Here is a 14638-nt window from a genome sequence, read left to right on the forward strand (position 1 = left end):
CTCAACCCACTGTCTGTACGAAGGAATTGACCTGCCATGAGAATCCTCGGCCGCGAGGACGTCGACGCCGCGTTCGCCGGACTCGACGCCACCGTGCTCGACGCGGTCCGCACCGCGTACGTACTGCACGGCCAGGGCCGCTCGGAGGTGCCGTACTCCGGGTTCCTGCGCCCGCCCGGCACCGCCGGGTCCCGTGTCATCTCCCTGCCCGCCTATCTCGGCGGGAGCGAGCCCGTCATGGGCCTGAAGTGGATCTCGTCCTTCCCCGGCAACGTCGACCGGGGCCTGCAGCGCGCGTCCTCGGTGCAGATCCTCAACGACCTCGACACCGGCTACCCGACCGCCGTCCTGGAGGCCAGCCGGATATCGGCGTCCCGCACCGCGGCCTCGGCCGCCCTCGCGAGCCGGGCGCTGCACGGTGTGCGCCCGGTGCGCACCCTCGGCCTGATCGGCTGCGGCACCATCAACCGCAGGGTGCTGGACTTCCTCGCGCTGACCCACCCCGAGCTGGAGACCGTCACCCTCCAGGACGTGGTGCCCGGCCGCGCCGAGACCTTCGCCGCACAACTCCGGGACGAGCGCCCGGCGTTGCGGTTCGTCACCGGGGACGTGGCCGCCGCGCTGCGCGCCGACACGGTCTCCGTCGCCACCACCGACTCCACGTACTGGCTCGACCTCTCCGCGCACCCCGACCGGCCCGCCCACCAGGTGATCCTGCACCTGTCGCTGCGCGACCTGAGCACGGCCTCCGTCCTGGACGCGTACAACGTCGTCGACGACGTGGACCACGTGATGCGCGAGCAGACCTCGCTGCACCGCGCCGAGCAGGAGGTGGGCCACCGCCGGTTCGTGGCCGCCGAGATCGCGGCCGTACTCGGCCGGAGCGAGGCTCCAACCACCGAGAAGACCGTGGTGTTCTCGCCGTTCGGCCTCGGCATCCTCGACCTCGCCGTCGCCCAGGAGGTGCTCAGGGCGGCCACCCGGCAGGGCATCGGCACCGACGCCCCGGGCTTCGACCCCGGCCACCACCGGGTCACCGCGGCGATGGCGGGAGGGGCGGCATGAGCCTGGCGTTTCCCGAGGGCACGCGGGCGCTCGTCACCGGGGCCTCGCGGGGCATCGGCGCGGCCACCGCGCTCGCCCTCGCCGAGCAGGGCTGCGACGTCGCCCTGAACTACCGCTCCAGCGCCGGGCGGGCGGAACAGGTCGCGGAGCAGATCCGCGCGCTGGGCCGCGAAGCCCTCCTCGTGCAGGCCGATGTCGCCGACGAGGAGCAGGTCACCGCCATGTTCAAGCGGATCCGCGGCGCATGGGGGCCGCTCCGGGTCGCCGTGCTCAACTCCGGGGTGACCGCCGACGGCCATCTCGCCGCCATGAGCAGCGGCAAGTGGCAGGAGGTCATCGCCACCAACCTCACCGGCGCCTTCCTCACCGCCCGCGAGGCCACCAAGCAGATGTACGCCGACGGCGGCGCCCTCGTGCTGGTCGCCTCCACCAGCGGCATCGCCGGGCGGGCCGGGCAGGCCAACTACGCCGCCAGCAAGGGCGGAGTGATCTCGCTGGCCAAGACCCTCTCCCAGGAGGTGGCCCCCCGCGGAATCCGCGTCAACGTCGTCGCCCCCGGGTTCATCGACACCGACATGGTCAAGAAGGTGCCCCCGGCCCATCTGAGGGAAGCGGTCAAGGCCATCCCGCTCGGCCGGACCGGAACGCCCGCCGAGGTCGCCCGGGCCGTGCTCTTCATGGCCTCCCCCGCCGCCTCGTACATCACCGGCAAGGTGCTCACGGTCGACGGCGGAATGATCCCCAACTAGCCCTGTACATCCTATAGTTCACAGGAGTAACCCCTATGTCCACCGCCACCTACGACGACCTCCGCGCCCAGGCCGAGGCCCGTCTCGCCAAGAACACGAAGGTCAAGTCGATGATCATCGACCGGCTCGGGTTCGACGTGGAGCCGGCCGCCGTCTCCGACAACCAGCCGCTGTTCGGCCGGGGCCTGGAGATGGACTCGCTGGACACGCTGGAGATCGTCGTCATGGTCAACAACGAGTTCGACGTCCTCATCAGCGACGACGACTTCGAGGCCTTCGGCTCCGTCAACGCCCTCGTCGACTTCATCGAGGACCGCGAGGCCTCCGCATGAGTCGCGCCGACCTCCTCGACGGGCCGTCGGCCGAGGCGCCCGCCCGCAAGGCGCTGAGCTACTCCTCCGACGACATCAAGCGGATGCTGCCGCACCGCTGGCCGATGCTGATGATCGACCGCGCCTACGACGTCGTACCGGGCGTCTCCGGCCGTGGCATCAAGAGCGTCTCCGTCAACGAGCCGTTCTTCGCCGGGCACTACCCCGACCACTCGATCATGCCCGGCGTCATGATCGTCGAGGCGATGGCCCAGCTCGTCGCCGTCGTCTACGTGGCGGAACTCCTCGAAACGAACGAGGCCGCCGCCCGGGACGGCGACGCCTCGCGGAGCGTCGGCTACCTCGGCTCCATCAGCAACATGAAGTTCTCCCGGCTCGTCGTCCCCGGCGACCAGCTCACCCTCGACGCCCGGCTCGGGCAGCGGCTCGGCGGCCTGCGCCAGGTGAAGGTGCGGGCGAGCGTCGGCTCCGAACTCGCCGCCGCCGGAACCCTCGTCGTCACCACCGGCCGCAAGGGCTGAATCCCCCCCCGCATCAGCGACAGCACAGCAACAGAAGGAGGTGTGGCCATGGCCCTCACGATCCGCCCCTACGAGGAGGGCGACGCGCACGCCGTGGCGGAGCTGTACAACCGCCACCGCGACAACCCCAACCCGGTCGCCGGAGGCATCACCGGCGCCGAACTCGCCCGGGAACTGGCCGAACGGGAGACGGCGACGTTCCTGCTCGCCGAGGACGACCGGAAACTCGTCGGCACGTTCGGGCTGTTCCACCACACCGGCCGCCGCTCGGCCCGGGCCGGGGAACTCATCGCCGACATGTTCTTCGTGCACCCCGCGCACCGCGGCGGGATGGTCACCGGGCGGCTGTTCACCGAGGCCGTCGAGTGGATGATGCGCTCCGGCTGCCTGGTGCTGCGGCTGACCGTCAACCCCGCCAACACCGTGGCCTTCCGGCTCTACCGGCGCGTCGGCTGCGTCTCGGTGGGCCGGGCCGTCCCCGGCGAGGACGGCAACGTGGAGCTGCACAACTACATCCCGCTCGTGCTGCGCAGCGTCCTCGCCGACCTGGGGGAGCGGGCCACGGCCGCGCTGGGCAGCCTGTCCAGCTTCGCCTCCGTCACCGAGGCCCGCGACGACGAACTCCGCTCCGACGTGCGGTCCGAGGACGGGGTGCGGGTCGTCGACTACTGCCTGAGCCTCGGTGCGTTCCGGCTCGACGCGAGCGTGGACGTGGACCGGGGCGCCGTGCGCGAGGCCCGCCTCACCGAGCCCGGCGGCGAGGTGCGTGCCCTGCGCATCGCACAGCCGCCGTACCGGGTGCGGACCGCGAGCGGCAACGCCCCCCACCGGTTCACCTCGGGCGCCCTGACCTGCGAGGTCGACGGCGAGGAGGGCACGGTGAGCGTCTTCGCCGACGGTCACCACGGGCCGGTGCTCGTCTCGACCTGGCCCAGCTGCCGCGCCGACCGCCCGGCCGGCTGGCGCGAGGGCGAGCCCCGCGACCTCACCCTGGAACCGGTCCCCGGCGGGGTCCGCGTCACCGAGCGCCACGGCGACGACACGGTCACCGGCACCGTGACCCTCGACGACACGGGCCTGCTCCAGGAATTCACCCACACCGGCTCGGCCGTGGGCCGCGTCTTCCACACGGTCGGCCTGCGCCAGGGCACCTTCACCGACGCCACGGGACGACCCCACCCGATCGGCCTGGGCGTGGGGGTACGCGACGCCTCCGAGGTCGTAGCCGCGTCCCACCCAGCCGCTGACGCCGGGCGCCTGACCTGGCAGGGCAACGGCGTACGGGTCAGCCTGCCGACGCACGCCGGGGACCGTCTGATCCACAGCACCCTGCTGGAACGGGGCCTCAACTCCACTGCGGCCGATGTGAGTTCTCTGCGCGCGGAGATCGGGGTGCTGGGGGAGGAGTCGGAGTCCCCCGGCGCGGAGGCCGCACGTCGGCTGGAGGTGCACGCCGGTTCCGGGGGTGTCGTCGTCTGGCAGGAGGGTGCCGGGAAGGTGCTGCGCAGCCCTTACCCCCGTACCCGCTCCTACGGCTACAACCCGCGCTGGTCCGCCGGTATGTGGGTGACTCGTGAGAACCCCCGCCACGACCGGGCCGCCGGTCTCGGCTGGGGGGTGCCGCCCGCCGGCGCCTGGGAGGAGAAGCACCCGCTCGGGCTTCACCACCCGGACACCGGGCTCGGCTGGGAGATCGGCCCTGCCGACGACGGCCTCCGGGTCGACGTGCGGGCGCCGGACACCGGTCGCGAGAACGTGGTGTGGCTCACCCCGCACGCCCCGGTGCGTACCGCCGTCGTACTCGAATCGGCCGACCGCCACTGGGAGTTGAGCACCTCCGACGTCCGCCAGGTGTGGGCGCGACGGGCCGCGGTCCGGCTCTCCGACGGCCGCTGGCTGCACTGTGTGCCGGCGACCCCGTCGCCCCACGACGAACTCGTGCTGCGCGCCACCGCCTCGGGCCTGCTCATCGGTGCGGTCTCCGCCGCGCGGGAGAGCGCCTGGCTGTTCTCCGTGCACGACAGATCCCTCACGTCCTGATCACTTCCCCGAAAGGAAACGACAGACCATGACCACCACCCTCACCACCTCCGCCCCCCGCACCGCCACCGAGGCCTACGCCACCCTGCGCACCACCGTGGGCGCCTACCGCGTCACCGCCCCGCTGGTCCGGCTGACCGGCGACGACCGGCTGAGCTTCCTCGACGGGTTCCTCGCCAAGTCCGCCGACTACGTGGAGCCGGACACGGTCCGCGAAGTGCTGGCGCTGGACGAGGACGGGACGCCGTTCGCGATCCTGCTGCACTTCGAGATCGGCGACGAGTCGTGGCTGCTGCCGCGCACCGCCGTCACCGCCGAGGAACTCGCCGCCTACCTGGGCCGGTTCGAGCAGGGCGCGGGTGTCACCGTGGACGTCGAGCCCGAGGGCTGGGGCGCCACGGCCTTCGAGGGCCCCCTGGCCTGGTCGGTCGCGGCCGGCTTCGTGGACTTCGACATCTCCGGCCTGACCCTGCACGCGATCACCGAGTCCTCCCTGAGCGCCCCGGGCGCCACCGCCCACCTGGCCCGAGTCGGCACCACCGGCGAGTACGGCTACCTGCTGCTGTCCGACGCCCCGCAGGCCGCGCACGAGGCGGTGCTCGCGGCCGTGGCCGAGCAGGGCGGCGCCGAGGTCGGCGAGGACGGGCTCGCCCGGGTGCAGGCCGAGGCCGGGATGGGCCTGTACCGGGCCGGGTTCGGTGAACTGACCGTCAACCAGGCCGACTTGGCGTGGATGATCGACTGGAGCCGGATCGGGGAGTTCCACGGCTCCGCCGGCCTCACCGCGCCGACCGCCGACGAGGCCCGCCTGACCACCCTCGTCGCCCCGGTCGGCAGCCGCTTCGCCCCCGGCACGCCGATCGCCGCGGCCGGCCGGCAGGTCGGCACCCTCCTGCACCAGGCGCCCGCCGCCAACCCGGAGGAGGAGCTGGTGCTGGCGCTGCTCGACGCCCCGTTCTGGGTGCCCGGCCTGGAGCTGACCGCCACGGACGTGCCGGGCGACACGCGGCCGCTGCGCACCGCGACCCTGCCCCGGGTCATCGCCCGCTCCCTCACCACCAAGATCGCCTGAGAGGTGCCGGGCCGTGACACCACCGAACATCGCCCTGACGGGCCTCGGACTGATCACCGGAGCCGGTGACGACGTGGAGAAGGGCTGGTCGTCCATCACGGCCGGCACCACCGGCATCCGCACCAACACCCTCTTCGACACCTCCGAGCTGCTCACCGACTGGGCGGGCCTGGTCACCGCCGAGCAGCCCGCCGACCTCGACCGCTGCTACGCCCTCGCGGCCACCGCGATCCGCGAGGCCCTCGACGCCAGTGGCCTGGACCTCGACACCGTGGACCGCGACCGGGTCGCCGTCGTGGTGGGCTCCAGTCTCGGCGCCATGCCGACCCTGGAGGCCGCCCACCGCACCCTCGTACGGGACGGACGCCTCGACGTCGAGCAGGCGGTGGCCTCCCAACTCCCCTGCGTGGGCGACTACATCGCGGCCGAGTTCGACCTGCGGGGCCCACGCGTGGTGCTCTCCAACGCCTGCGCGGCCAGCGCCGTGGCCCTCGGCTACGCCGCCGAGCTGCTGTGGAAGGGCGACGTCGACTACGTCGTCTGCGGCGGCGTCGACCCGCTGGCGGAGCTGTCCGCGTACGGGTTCAGCGCACTCGGCGCGCTGGACGCCGAGCCGTGCTCGCCGCTGTCCGCCTCCACCGGCCTCACCCTCGGCGAGGGCGCCGGTTTCATGGTGCTGGAACCGGTGGAGCGCGCCACCGGCCGCGGCGCCCGCGTCCTGGCGGAACTGGGCGGATACGGCCTGTCCTGCGACGGCTACCACCAGACCGCCCCCGACCCCAGCGGCAAGGGCGCCTGCGCCGCCATGGCCCAGGCCCTGGACACCGCGGGCCTCACCCCCGGCCAGGTGGACTACCTCAACCTGCACGGCACCGGCACCCCCGCCAACGACGCCTCCGAACCGAAGGCGCTGAAGCTGCTGTTCGGCATGGAGATCCCGGCGGCCAGCTCCACCAAGTCGATCCTCGGCCACACCCTCGGCGCGGCCGGAGCGGTGGAGGCCGTGGTGAGCACCCTCGCCATCGACCGGGGCGTGCTGCCTCCCACCATCAACACCCGTGGCGTTCCCTCGCCGTTCGGCCTGGACGTCGTACCGGACATCGGACGCGAGACGCGTCCCGAGGTGGTGGTGTCGAATTCCTTCGCGTTCGGCGGCAACAACGCCTCCGTCGTCCTCCACCGCCCCGGCCTCACCGGCTCCCGGGCGCCGCGCCGCGAGGCCGTCCACGAGGTCGTCGTCACCGGGGTCGCGGGCCTGGCCGGAACCGCGGGCGGTACCGCTGAGCTCGCCGCCGCCTTCGCCGACGGGCGGCCCTGCTTCGAGACGTTCGAGGAGGTCGCGGGCGTCGGGGAGGTGCCCGTCGGCCGGGTCGACATCAAGGCCGCCGCGCGCGGCATGAACCCCGGCAGGGCCCGCCGGATGGACCCGCTGAGCCTGCTCGCCGCGGCGGCCGTCGGCGACCTGTACGCCCGGCACGGCAAGCCGTCGCGGGCCGAGGCCGAGTCCACCGGCATCGTCTTCGCCACCGGATACGGACCGGTGACCTCGGTCCTGCGGTTCCACGAGGGCGTGGTGCGCTCCGGCATCACCGGCGCCAATCCGTCCCTGTTCGCCAACACCGTCGTCAACGCCGCCGCCGGCCACGTGGCGATGCTGCACCGCTACCGCGGCTACACCGCCACCGTCGCGGGCGGCGGCACCAGCTCCGTGCTCGCGCTCCAGCTCGCCGCCCGGGTCATCGGCCGCGGCGCCGCCGACCGGATCATGGTCGTGGTCGCCGACGAGTTCCCCGAACAGGCGCTGGCCCTCCAGGCGGCGCTGCCCGGCTACGCCCGCTCCGCGCACGTCGTCCCCGGCGGGCGCACCGGCACCGTGCTCAGCGAGGGCGCCGCGGCGATCCTGCTGGAGAGCCGGGAGGCGGCCCGGGACCGGGGCGCCGACGTCCTGGCCCGGGTCCGCGGCTTCGGCGCCGGCGGCGAAGCGGCCGGCATCGGCCGCATCGCCCGGGACGGCGCCGCCTGGGCCCGCGCGCTGCGGGGCGCGCTCACCGAGGCGGACCTCGCCCCGGCCCAGGTCGCCACGGTCGTGTCGGCCGCCTCCGGCCACCCGCTGGTCGACCTGGCGCAGGACAGGGCCCTGAGCCGGGCCGGGCTCACCGCTCGTCCCCTGTTCGCCCCGAAGGCCCTGCTCGGCGAGACCTACGGCAGTGCCGGCGCCCTCGGCCTGGTCGCCGCCCTCACCGGCGCGGGCGCCCCCGGCCCGGTCCTGCTGTCCAGCTTCGCCCACGGCGGCAGCTACGCGGCGGCCGTCCTCGACACGGAGGAGTGATGGGCGCCTTGATGGGACTGCTCCTCGACGCGGGCCCGCACGGGTACACGCTGGCGCCGGACGGGCCCGCCGCGCCGGGAGAACCGGTGAACGTCCTGGTCCGCCGGCACCGCGGGCTGCCCCGGGACCGGATGGGGCAGCGGCTCGGCCCCTCGGGCCGCTCCCTGATCACCGGGGCGCTCGCCACCCTGTACGGGGCCCGGGTCGTCCCCGGCGACCTGGACCGGGACGCCCACCGACGCTGGTCGGTGCCCGGCCTCGGCCTGTCCGTGTCGGTCGCCCACTGCGGCGAGTTCAGCGCCGTGGCCTGCGCGCCCGCCGCCCTGACCGTCGGCGTGGACCTCCAGGACGAGCGGGACCGCCCGCACGCGCTGCGCTGGCTCGGGGAGCTGTTGGGCCGTCAGGAACCGGCGCTCATCAGGGACTTCGCCGAGTGCGAGGCGCTCATCAAGGCCTCGCACCTGACGAAGGAGACCTTCGCCGGCACCCGGCTGCCCGCGTGGCGGCCGGGCTGGCGGCCCACCGGAGTCGGCGGCCACCAGGTGCGCTCGCTCGTCCTGCACACCGAGGGGACCGCGCCCCTGCACCTGGCCCTCGCCTGCGACGCGCCCGCCCCGGTGCGCTTCCACCACCACCTGGAGCAGGAATGACCCGGACCCCGACCCCGACCCCGACCTCGACCGCGGCCCCGGCCCCGACCTCGACCTCGACCTCGACCGCGGCCCCGGCCCCGACCTCGACCTCGACCTCGACCGCGGCCCCGGCCCCGGCCCCGGCCCCGACCTCGACCTCGACCTCGACCTCGACCGCGGCCCCGGCCCCGACCTCGACCTCGACCGCGGCCCCGGCCCCGACCTCGACCTCGACCTCGACCGCGGCCCCGGCCCCGACCTCGACCGCGGCCCCGGCCCCGACCTCGACCTCGACCGCGGCCCCGGCCCCGACCTCGACCTCGACCTCGACCTCGACCGCGGCCCCGACCTCGACCCCGGCCCCGACCCGGACCTCGCCCCCGACCTCAACGCCGGCCCCGCCCGCCGTACGCCCGTACACCCGCCGCATCTCCCCCATCGAACGCGGCTACCTCAACGCCGCCGCCACCGGCACCCCCCAGCTCATCCAGATGGTGATCGAGGGCGAGGGCACCCTCGACGCCGACGCGCTGCGGCAAGCGGCGCGCGCGGCGACGTCGGCGAACCCGGGGCTCGCGGTGCGCCGCCGCGGCGCCCTGTGGCGGTCCGACGCGACCGTGCCCGCGCTCACCGAACTGCCCGCCGGCACCGGCCCGGACCACCCCTTCTTCCACCGCGACCTGTCGGTGGTCACCGGCCCCGTCTGCGAACTGGGCCTGGTCCCGGGCCCGACGACCCGGCTGATCGTGCGGGCCAGCCATGTCGTCACCGACGGCCGCGGCCTGCGCCAGTGGATCGAGGACCTGTTCCGGGCGCTGCGCGGCGAGGAACCGGTGGGCTGCCCCGACACGGTGGACGACGGCCACTTCCGCGCGGCTGCCGGCCCGGTCGCACCGGCCCCGCGACCGGCCCGCCTCACCGGCCTGCCCGCGATCCTCGGCCGGGGCCCCGCGGGCACCCGGCCCCTGTGGCTGCGCCGCCGGGTGCCCGCGGGACCGTCCGGCGTCACGGCCCGCGCCGCCGCCGCGCTCTCCCGCCACCTCGCCACCGACACCGGCCGCCTGATCGTCCCGGTGGACCTGCGCCGCCACGACACCGCGGTGCGCTCCACCGCCAACCTCACCTCCCAGCTGGTCCTGGACCTGCGCCGCGACGACACCTGGCGGCGCGTCCACGGCACCCTGGTCCGCGCCCTGCTCGCCAAGGCCGAAGTCGCCGCCCTGGACCGGGACTTCCTGCGCGACAACCCCTTCGCCAACAGCCTGGACGAGGCCCGCCGCCTCGACGGCACCCGATTCCCCTGTACGGCGATCGTCTCCGACCACGGCGAGGTGGATCCGCGCGGCTGCTCGACGCCCGCGTTCCGCGCCACCTCCTTCTCCACACTGCCGATGCTGGTCCCGTACGCCGAGATGTTCCTGAGCGCCTGCCGGGTCGGCGACGCCACCGACCTCACCCTGGCCTGCCGGGACCGTCCGGACGCCCGAGCGAGGGCCGAGGCGGTCCTCGACGACATCGCCGAGGCCCTGCGGACGCCGGCCGGCTGAGCGCCCCCGAAAGGTAAGTCATGTCCCTGACGCAAAAAGACACCCTGGACGTCCCCCCGGCGCCACCCACCCCGGCCGCCCTGTGCACCATCGCCGTCGCCATCGGCGGAGCCTTCCTCGCCCAGCTGGACACCACGATCGTCAACGTCTCCCTGGCCGACACCTCCGCCCGCTTCGGCGCCATCACCCAGGTGCAGTGGGTCGTCACCACCTACCTGCTGGCCCTGGTCGCGTTGATGCCGGCCGCGGGCTGGCTGGCCTCGCGCTTCGGCCCCCGCCGCACCTTCGTCGCCTCCCTCACCGCGTTCGCCGTCGGCTCGGCCGCCTGCGCGCTCTCCGGGACGTTGCCCCAACTGATCGCCGCCCGCGGCCTGTCGGGCGCCGCCGCGGGCGTCCTCACCCCCGTGGCGACGGTCCTGCTCACCCACGGCATGCCCCGCGAACGACTCGGCCAGGTACAGGCGTTGAACGGCAGCGTCATGCTGATCAGCCCGCTGCTCGGCCCCACGGTCGGCGGACTCCTCGTCCACGCCTGGGGCTGGTGGTCCGTCTACGCCGTCAACCTGCCGCTGTGCGCCGTACTGCTCCTGGCCGCCGTCCGGTACGTACGCGAGGACACCCCGTCCGCCCCCGCCGCCGGTCGCCCCCTGGACGTGCTGGGGCTGGTGACCGCCGCCGCCTGCACGGTCTGCGTCGTCCTCGCCGTGCACGCCTTCGCCGGTACGGGGCCGTCCGCCCGGCCCGCCCTCCTGGTGCCGCTGGTCCTGGCCGCGGCGAGCGGCACGGTGTTCGTACGGCACCAACTGCGCACCTCCGCGCCCCTGCTGGACCTGCGGCTGTTCGCGCACCGGGTGTACCGCACGGCCGCGACCAACATCTTCTGCCTCGGCTTCGTCCTCTTCTCCCCGATGATGCTGATCCCGCTCTACCTGGAGTCCGCCCGCGGGGAGAGCGCCGTCACCACGGGCCTGCTGATGTCGGCCGGCGGCACCGGCGTGGTCGTCGCGGGCCTCGCCTGCCGACCGATCATGAAGCGGATCGGCGGCGGCACCACCGTCGTCATCGGCATCGTCCTCACCATGCTGGCGACCGTGCCGCTGACGACCCTGTCCTCCAGCACGCCGTACCCCCTGCTGTGCGCGGGACTCGCCGTCCGGGGACTGGGCACGGGCCTGACCATCGTGCCGGCCATGACCCGGGCCTTCGAGTCGATCGACCCCCGCTCCATCCCGGACGCCTCCGCCCAGCTCAACCTGGTCCAGCGGATCGGCGGCACCGTCGCCCTCGCGGTGGTCACCGTCGTCCTCGACCGGGCCGCCCGCCACCACCACGGCCTGGTCCCGGCCGCCTTCGCCGACTCCTTCACCCTGCTCCTCGCCGTCTACGCCCTCACCCTCGTCCCGGCCGTCGCCCTGCTACTCGCGGACCGCCGCGAACGGTCGGCTGCAATGTGACTGCGGGGTTCGGCAGCGCGCCCCCAGGGGCGCGGGGAACTGCGCGACCAGCCACGACGAGCCCGCAGGCGAACGACGACTCAGTAACGACGTGGCGTCTGCATACGGTTCACCGCGTCAAGCCGGGACGTGGCGCCGAGCTTGTCGAAGATGTTCCGCAGGTGGCGCTTGACGGTGCCCTCGGCGATGCCGAGGCGGCTGCCGATCTGGCGGTTGCTCAGGCCCTGCGCGACCAGCTCCATCAGCTCCCGCTCGCGCACGGTCAGCGCGTCGGCGAGGTCTGGCTGCTGCTCCTGGCCCGGCTCGCCGGAGGTGTGCGGCAGGAACATCGTCGTACCGCCCGTCATGGCGCTGCGGATCGCGGCGACCAGCACCTCCCGGTCGGCCTCCTTGTGCAGATAGCCCGCCGCCCCCGCGCTCAGCAGCGCGTCGATGAGCTGACGGTTGTCGTGCATGGTCAGCACGATGACCCGGGCCCCCGGGGCCGCCTGCCGGATCGCCCGCAGGTTGGTGAGCGGCCCCGGCCCCGGCATCTCCACGTCGAGCAGCACCACGTCCGGCTGGTGCAGGCCCGCCATCCGGACCCCGCCGGGCCCGTCGTCGGCCTGGGCGACCACGGTCAACCCCGGGTACAGGTCCAGGAGTTCGCACAGCGCCTGGCGCAGCATCCGGTGGTCGTCCACCGCCAGCAGCCGGATGTCGCCGCCGGCCTCCGCGCCCGCGCTCATCGTGCGCCCGCCCCGGACCCGTCGAGCGGAACCCGTAGCCGGACCCGCGTGCCGTGATCGGGTTCGCCGGTGACCTCCAGCTCCCCGCCGAGGGCGGCCACCCGCTGCCGCATGGCGGTCAGCCCGGTGCCCTCGCCGTCGGACCGGTCCGGCAGCCCGACCCCGTCGTCGGCGACCGTGGCGTGCACGGTGTCGGGGAAGATGCTCACGTGCACGTCGATACGGCTCGCCCGCGCGTGCGCCAAGGCGTTGCGCAGCGCCTCCCGCACGATGAGGAAGAGCTCCTGGCGCGTCTGCTCCGGCACCCACGACTCGTCGCCGTCGATCCGGGTGCGGACCTCGGCGGGCCGGTCGGAGGCGGCGGCGCTGTAGGCGTCGATCTCCTCCTTCAGGCCCTCCCGCAGCTCGTCGACGCGCAGTCCGCTGACCAGGGACCGGGTGAAGCCGAACACGTCCCGCAGGGCCTGCCGCGCGTCCGCCAGCCGGTCGCGCGTCGAGGCGATGCCGTTCGCCCGCTCCACCTCGTACAGATCGAGGCAGCGCAGCGCCAGGCTGATGCTGCTGCCGACGTGGTCGTGCAGATCGCGGGCGAGCTGGTGGCGGCGGGCGGTGCTGGCCTCGCCGACGTCGTGCAGGGTCGCCGACTCGTAGCCGATGGCGGCGGCACCGACCCGTGTGAAGATCGCCTGGTGCAGCATGTGCACGGCGGTCAGGAACCGGGACAGCGCCACCTCGGCCGGCAGGTGCGCGGACGCCTCGGTCATCGTCCCCACGGCCACGTCGAACAGCAGCCGGGCCGCGTGCACCGAGTCGATCGGCGGGACCCCGTCGAAGGAGCGCTGCACGCCGAGTGCCATCGATGTCAGCTCGGCCTCCGCCGCGACGCGCGTCTGCTCGCCGTGCAGGGTGTCGATGCACTCGCCGAGAATCTGCCGAGCCTGTTTCTCGCACGAAACCCACAGCTCCGGCCGGAGCACGAGCGGATTGTCGGCCTCCCGAAGACGGTCGGCATAGCGGGCGACGGCGGTATCGATCAGACAGGACCGGTCGGTCGCCGAATCGGCGGAAAGTCCCACGGTGCGCTCCCCCTGTGTGAGGAACGGTCAAGATCGAGACGACGTGATTCCCCACCGTCACGTGCCCGGCGAAAGCATAACAACGCACCGGAAAACGCGGCCGGGCCCTTTACGCCCAGACGAGCGCGGTCAGCGCGGTCAGATGCACGGCGTACTGGGTGACCATCCAGCTCCGGTACGGCGCCCGAGGCGCTCCCCGCCCGCCCTGCCCCGCGAGGCAGCGCCCGGCCACGCACAGCGCGCCCACGGCGAGGACCGCCGCGGCCGCCTCCAGCGGCAGCTGCCGTACCCACACCGCCCCGGCGGCCAACGCCAGGGCCAGCGCTCCTCCGGCGGCGGCGCAGAACCGGCGGGCGCTGCGCTCGCCCCGTACGACGGCCAGCGTGCGCCGCCCCGCGAGGGCGTCGCCCCGGGTGCTGCCCAGGTCCTTGGCGACGGCGGCTATCAGGCCCACGCCGAGCGAGAGGACCACGGCGAAGACGGCCACCTCGGAGGTGACCGGGCCGTCACAGGCCGCGAGCCCGGCGAGGTACGTCGTCCCCGCCGCGGCGCAGGTGACGGCCGAGGCGGACCAGGAGCGGCACTTGGCGGCGATCGACGGCGCGGAGTACATGTACCCGAGGGTGAGGAAGACGGCGGTGGCCTCGGCCACCCGCCACCCGGCGGTGCCGGCGAACACCAGCGCGGCCAGGGCGGTCACGACGACCGCCCGCCGGGCCGCCGACTCGGTCAGCCGCCCGCTGGCCAGCGGTCTCGCGGAGCCGTTGGCCCGGTCCTCGCACAGGTCGCTCACCCCGTTGAAGACGTAGACGCTCACCGTCGCCGCCCACCAGGCGAGGGCGCCGAGCAGCAGGTGCGCGGTGTTGGGCCGCAGATGCGCGGCGGAGGCCGTCAGCAGCGCCCCCGTGGCGAACCGGAGCACGAACATGACCTGCACCAGCGGCCGGGCCTCGCGCAGACAGCCCCCGACGGTGTGCGCCGTGCGGCGCAGCCGGGCACCGGGGAGACCGGAACCGGCGGTGACCGGAGCGGACGAGCGGGGAGGCCGGGACGCGAGGACCTGAGTCATACGGTTGAACCTAAAGCTGGAATT

At 74.1% G+C, this 14638-nt stretch carries 13 protein-coding genes; 10 read left to right on the forward strand and 3 right to left on the reverse strand.

Annotation, left to right across the window (positions count from 1 at the left end):
• Window positions 1-36: 36 nt before the first annotated feature.
• Genes sbnB through ICC28_RS07715 form a run of 10 tightly spaced genes read left to right on the forward strand, consistent with a single transcriptional unit; the run spans window position 37 to window position 11741 of the window.
• Complete coding sequence (gene sbnB, locus ICC28_RS07670) at window positions 37-1065, forward strand: 2,3-diaminopropionate biosynthesis protein SbnB (protein ID WP_188287682.1); 1029 nt, start codon at window positions 37-39, stop codon at window positions 1063-1065.
• Complete coding sequence (gene fabG, locus ICC28_RS07675; protein ID WP_188287683.1) at window positions 1062-1814, forward strand: 3-oxoacyl-ACP reductase FabG; 753 nt, start codon at window positions 1062-1064, stop codon at window positions 1812-1814. The genes sbnB and fabG overlap by 4 nt, the downstream gene beginning before the upstream one ends.
• A 35-nt stretch (window positions 1815-1849) precedes the next feature.
• Window positions 1850-2146: an acyl carrier protein gene (locus tag ICC28_RS07680; RefSeq protein WP_188287684.1), complete on the forward strand. Its 297-nt coding sequence runs from the start codon at window positions 1850-1852 to the stop codon at window positions 2144-2146.
• Entirely contained in the window at window positions 2143-2667 is a 525-nt protein-coding gene (gene fabZ / locus ICC28_RS07685) for a 3-hydroxyacyl-ACP dehydratase FabZ (RefSeq protein ID WP_188287685.1), read from the forward strand. Before ICC28_RS07680 ends, fabZ begins: the two co-directional genes overlap by 4 nt.
• Window positions 2668-2715: 48 nt before the next feature.
• Window positions 2716-4707 (forward strand): GNAT family N-acetyltransferase, encoded by a 1992-nt coding sequence (locus ICC28_RS07690; protein ID WP_188287686.1) that lies wholly within the window; start codon window positions 2716-2718, stop codon window positions 4705-4707.
• Window positions 4708-4735: 28 nt separating this feature from the next.
• Entirely contained in the window at window positions 4736-5779 is a 1044-nt protein-coding gene (locus ICC28_RS07695; RefSeq protein WP_188287687.1) for an aminomethyl transferase family protein, read from the forward strand.
• Between the two features lie 13 nt (window positions 5780-5792).
• Window positions 5793-8108 (forward strand): beta-ketoacyl synthase N-terminal-like domain-containing protein, encoded by a 2316-nt coding sequence (locus ICC28_RS07700; protein ID WP_188287688.1) that lies wholly within the window; start codon window positions 5793-5795, stop codon window positions 8106-8108.
• Window positions 8108-8758, forward strand: a complete 651-nt coding sequence (locus tag ICC28_RS07705) for a hypothetical protein (RefSeq protein ID WP_188287689.1) — start codon at window positions 8108-8110, stop codon at window positions 8756-8758. The genes ICC28_RS07700 and ICC28_RS07705 overlap by 1 nt, the downstream gene beginning before the upstream one ends.
• Window positions 8755-10287 (forward strand): hypothetical protein, encoded by a 1533-nt coding sequence (locus ICC28_RS07710; protein WP_223188531.1) that lies wholly within the window; start codon window positions 8755-8757, stop codon window positions 10285-10287. Before ICC28_RS07705 ends, ICC28_RS07710 begins: the two co-directional genes overlap by 4 nt.
• A 20-nt stretch (window positions 10288-10307) precedes the next feature.
• Window positions 10308-11741, forward strand: coding sequence for a DHA2 family efflux MFS transporter permease subunit (locus ICC28_RS07715; protein WP_188287690.1), 1434 nt, complete (start codon window positions 10308-10310; stop codon window positions 11739-11741).
• A gap of 80 nt (window positions 11742-11821) precedes the next feature.
• On the opposite strand, the gene ICC28_RS07720 is transcribed toward ICC28_RS07715, so the two are convergent.
• The 3 genes from ICC28_RS07720 to ICC28_RS07730 form a co-directional block, all read right to left on the reverse strand.
• Entirely contained in the window at window positions 11822-12469 is a 648-nt protein-coding gene (locus tag ICC28_RS07720) for a response regulator (RefSeq protein ID WP_188287691.1), read from the reverse strand.
• Entirely contained in the window at window positions 12466-13545 is a 1080-nt protein-coding gene (locus ICC28_RS07725; protein ID WP_188287692.1) for a sensor histidine kinase, read from the reverse strand. The genes ICC28_RS07720 and ICC28_RS07725 overlap by 4 nt, the downstream gene beginning before the upstream one ends.
• 109 nt (window positions 13546-13654) lie before the next feature.
• Window positions 13655-14614, reverse strand: a complete 960-nt coding sequence (locus ICC28_RS07730; protein ID WP_188287693.1) for a UbiA family prenyltransferase — start codon at window positions 14612-14614, stop codon at window positions 13655-13657.
• Window positions 14615-14638 lie beyond the last annotated feature (24 nt).

Origin of the sequence: Streptomyces sp. TRM68416 (assembly GCF_014596915.1) — a bacterium.
Lineage (GTDB): Bacteria > Actinomycetota > Actinomycetes > Streptomycetales > Streptomycetaceae > Streptomyces.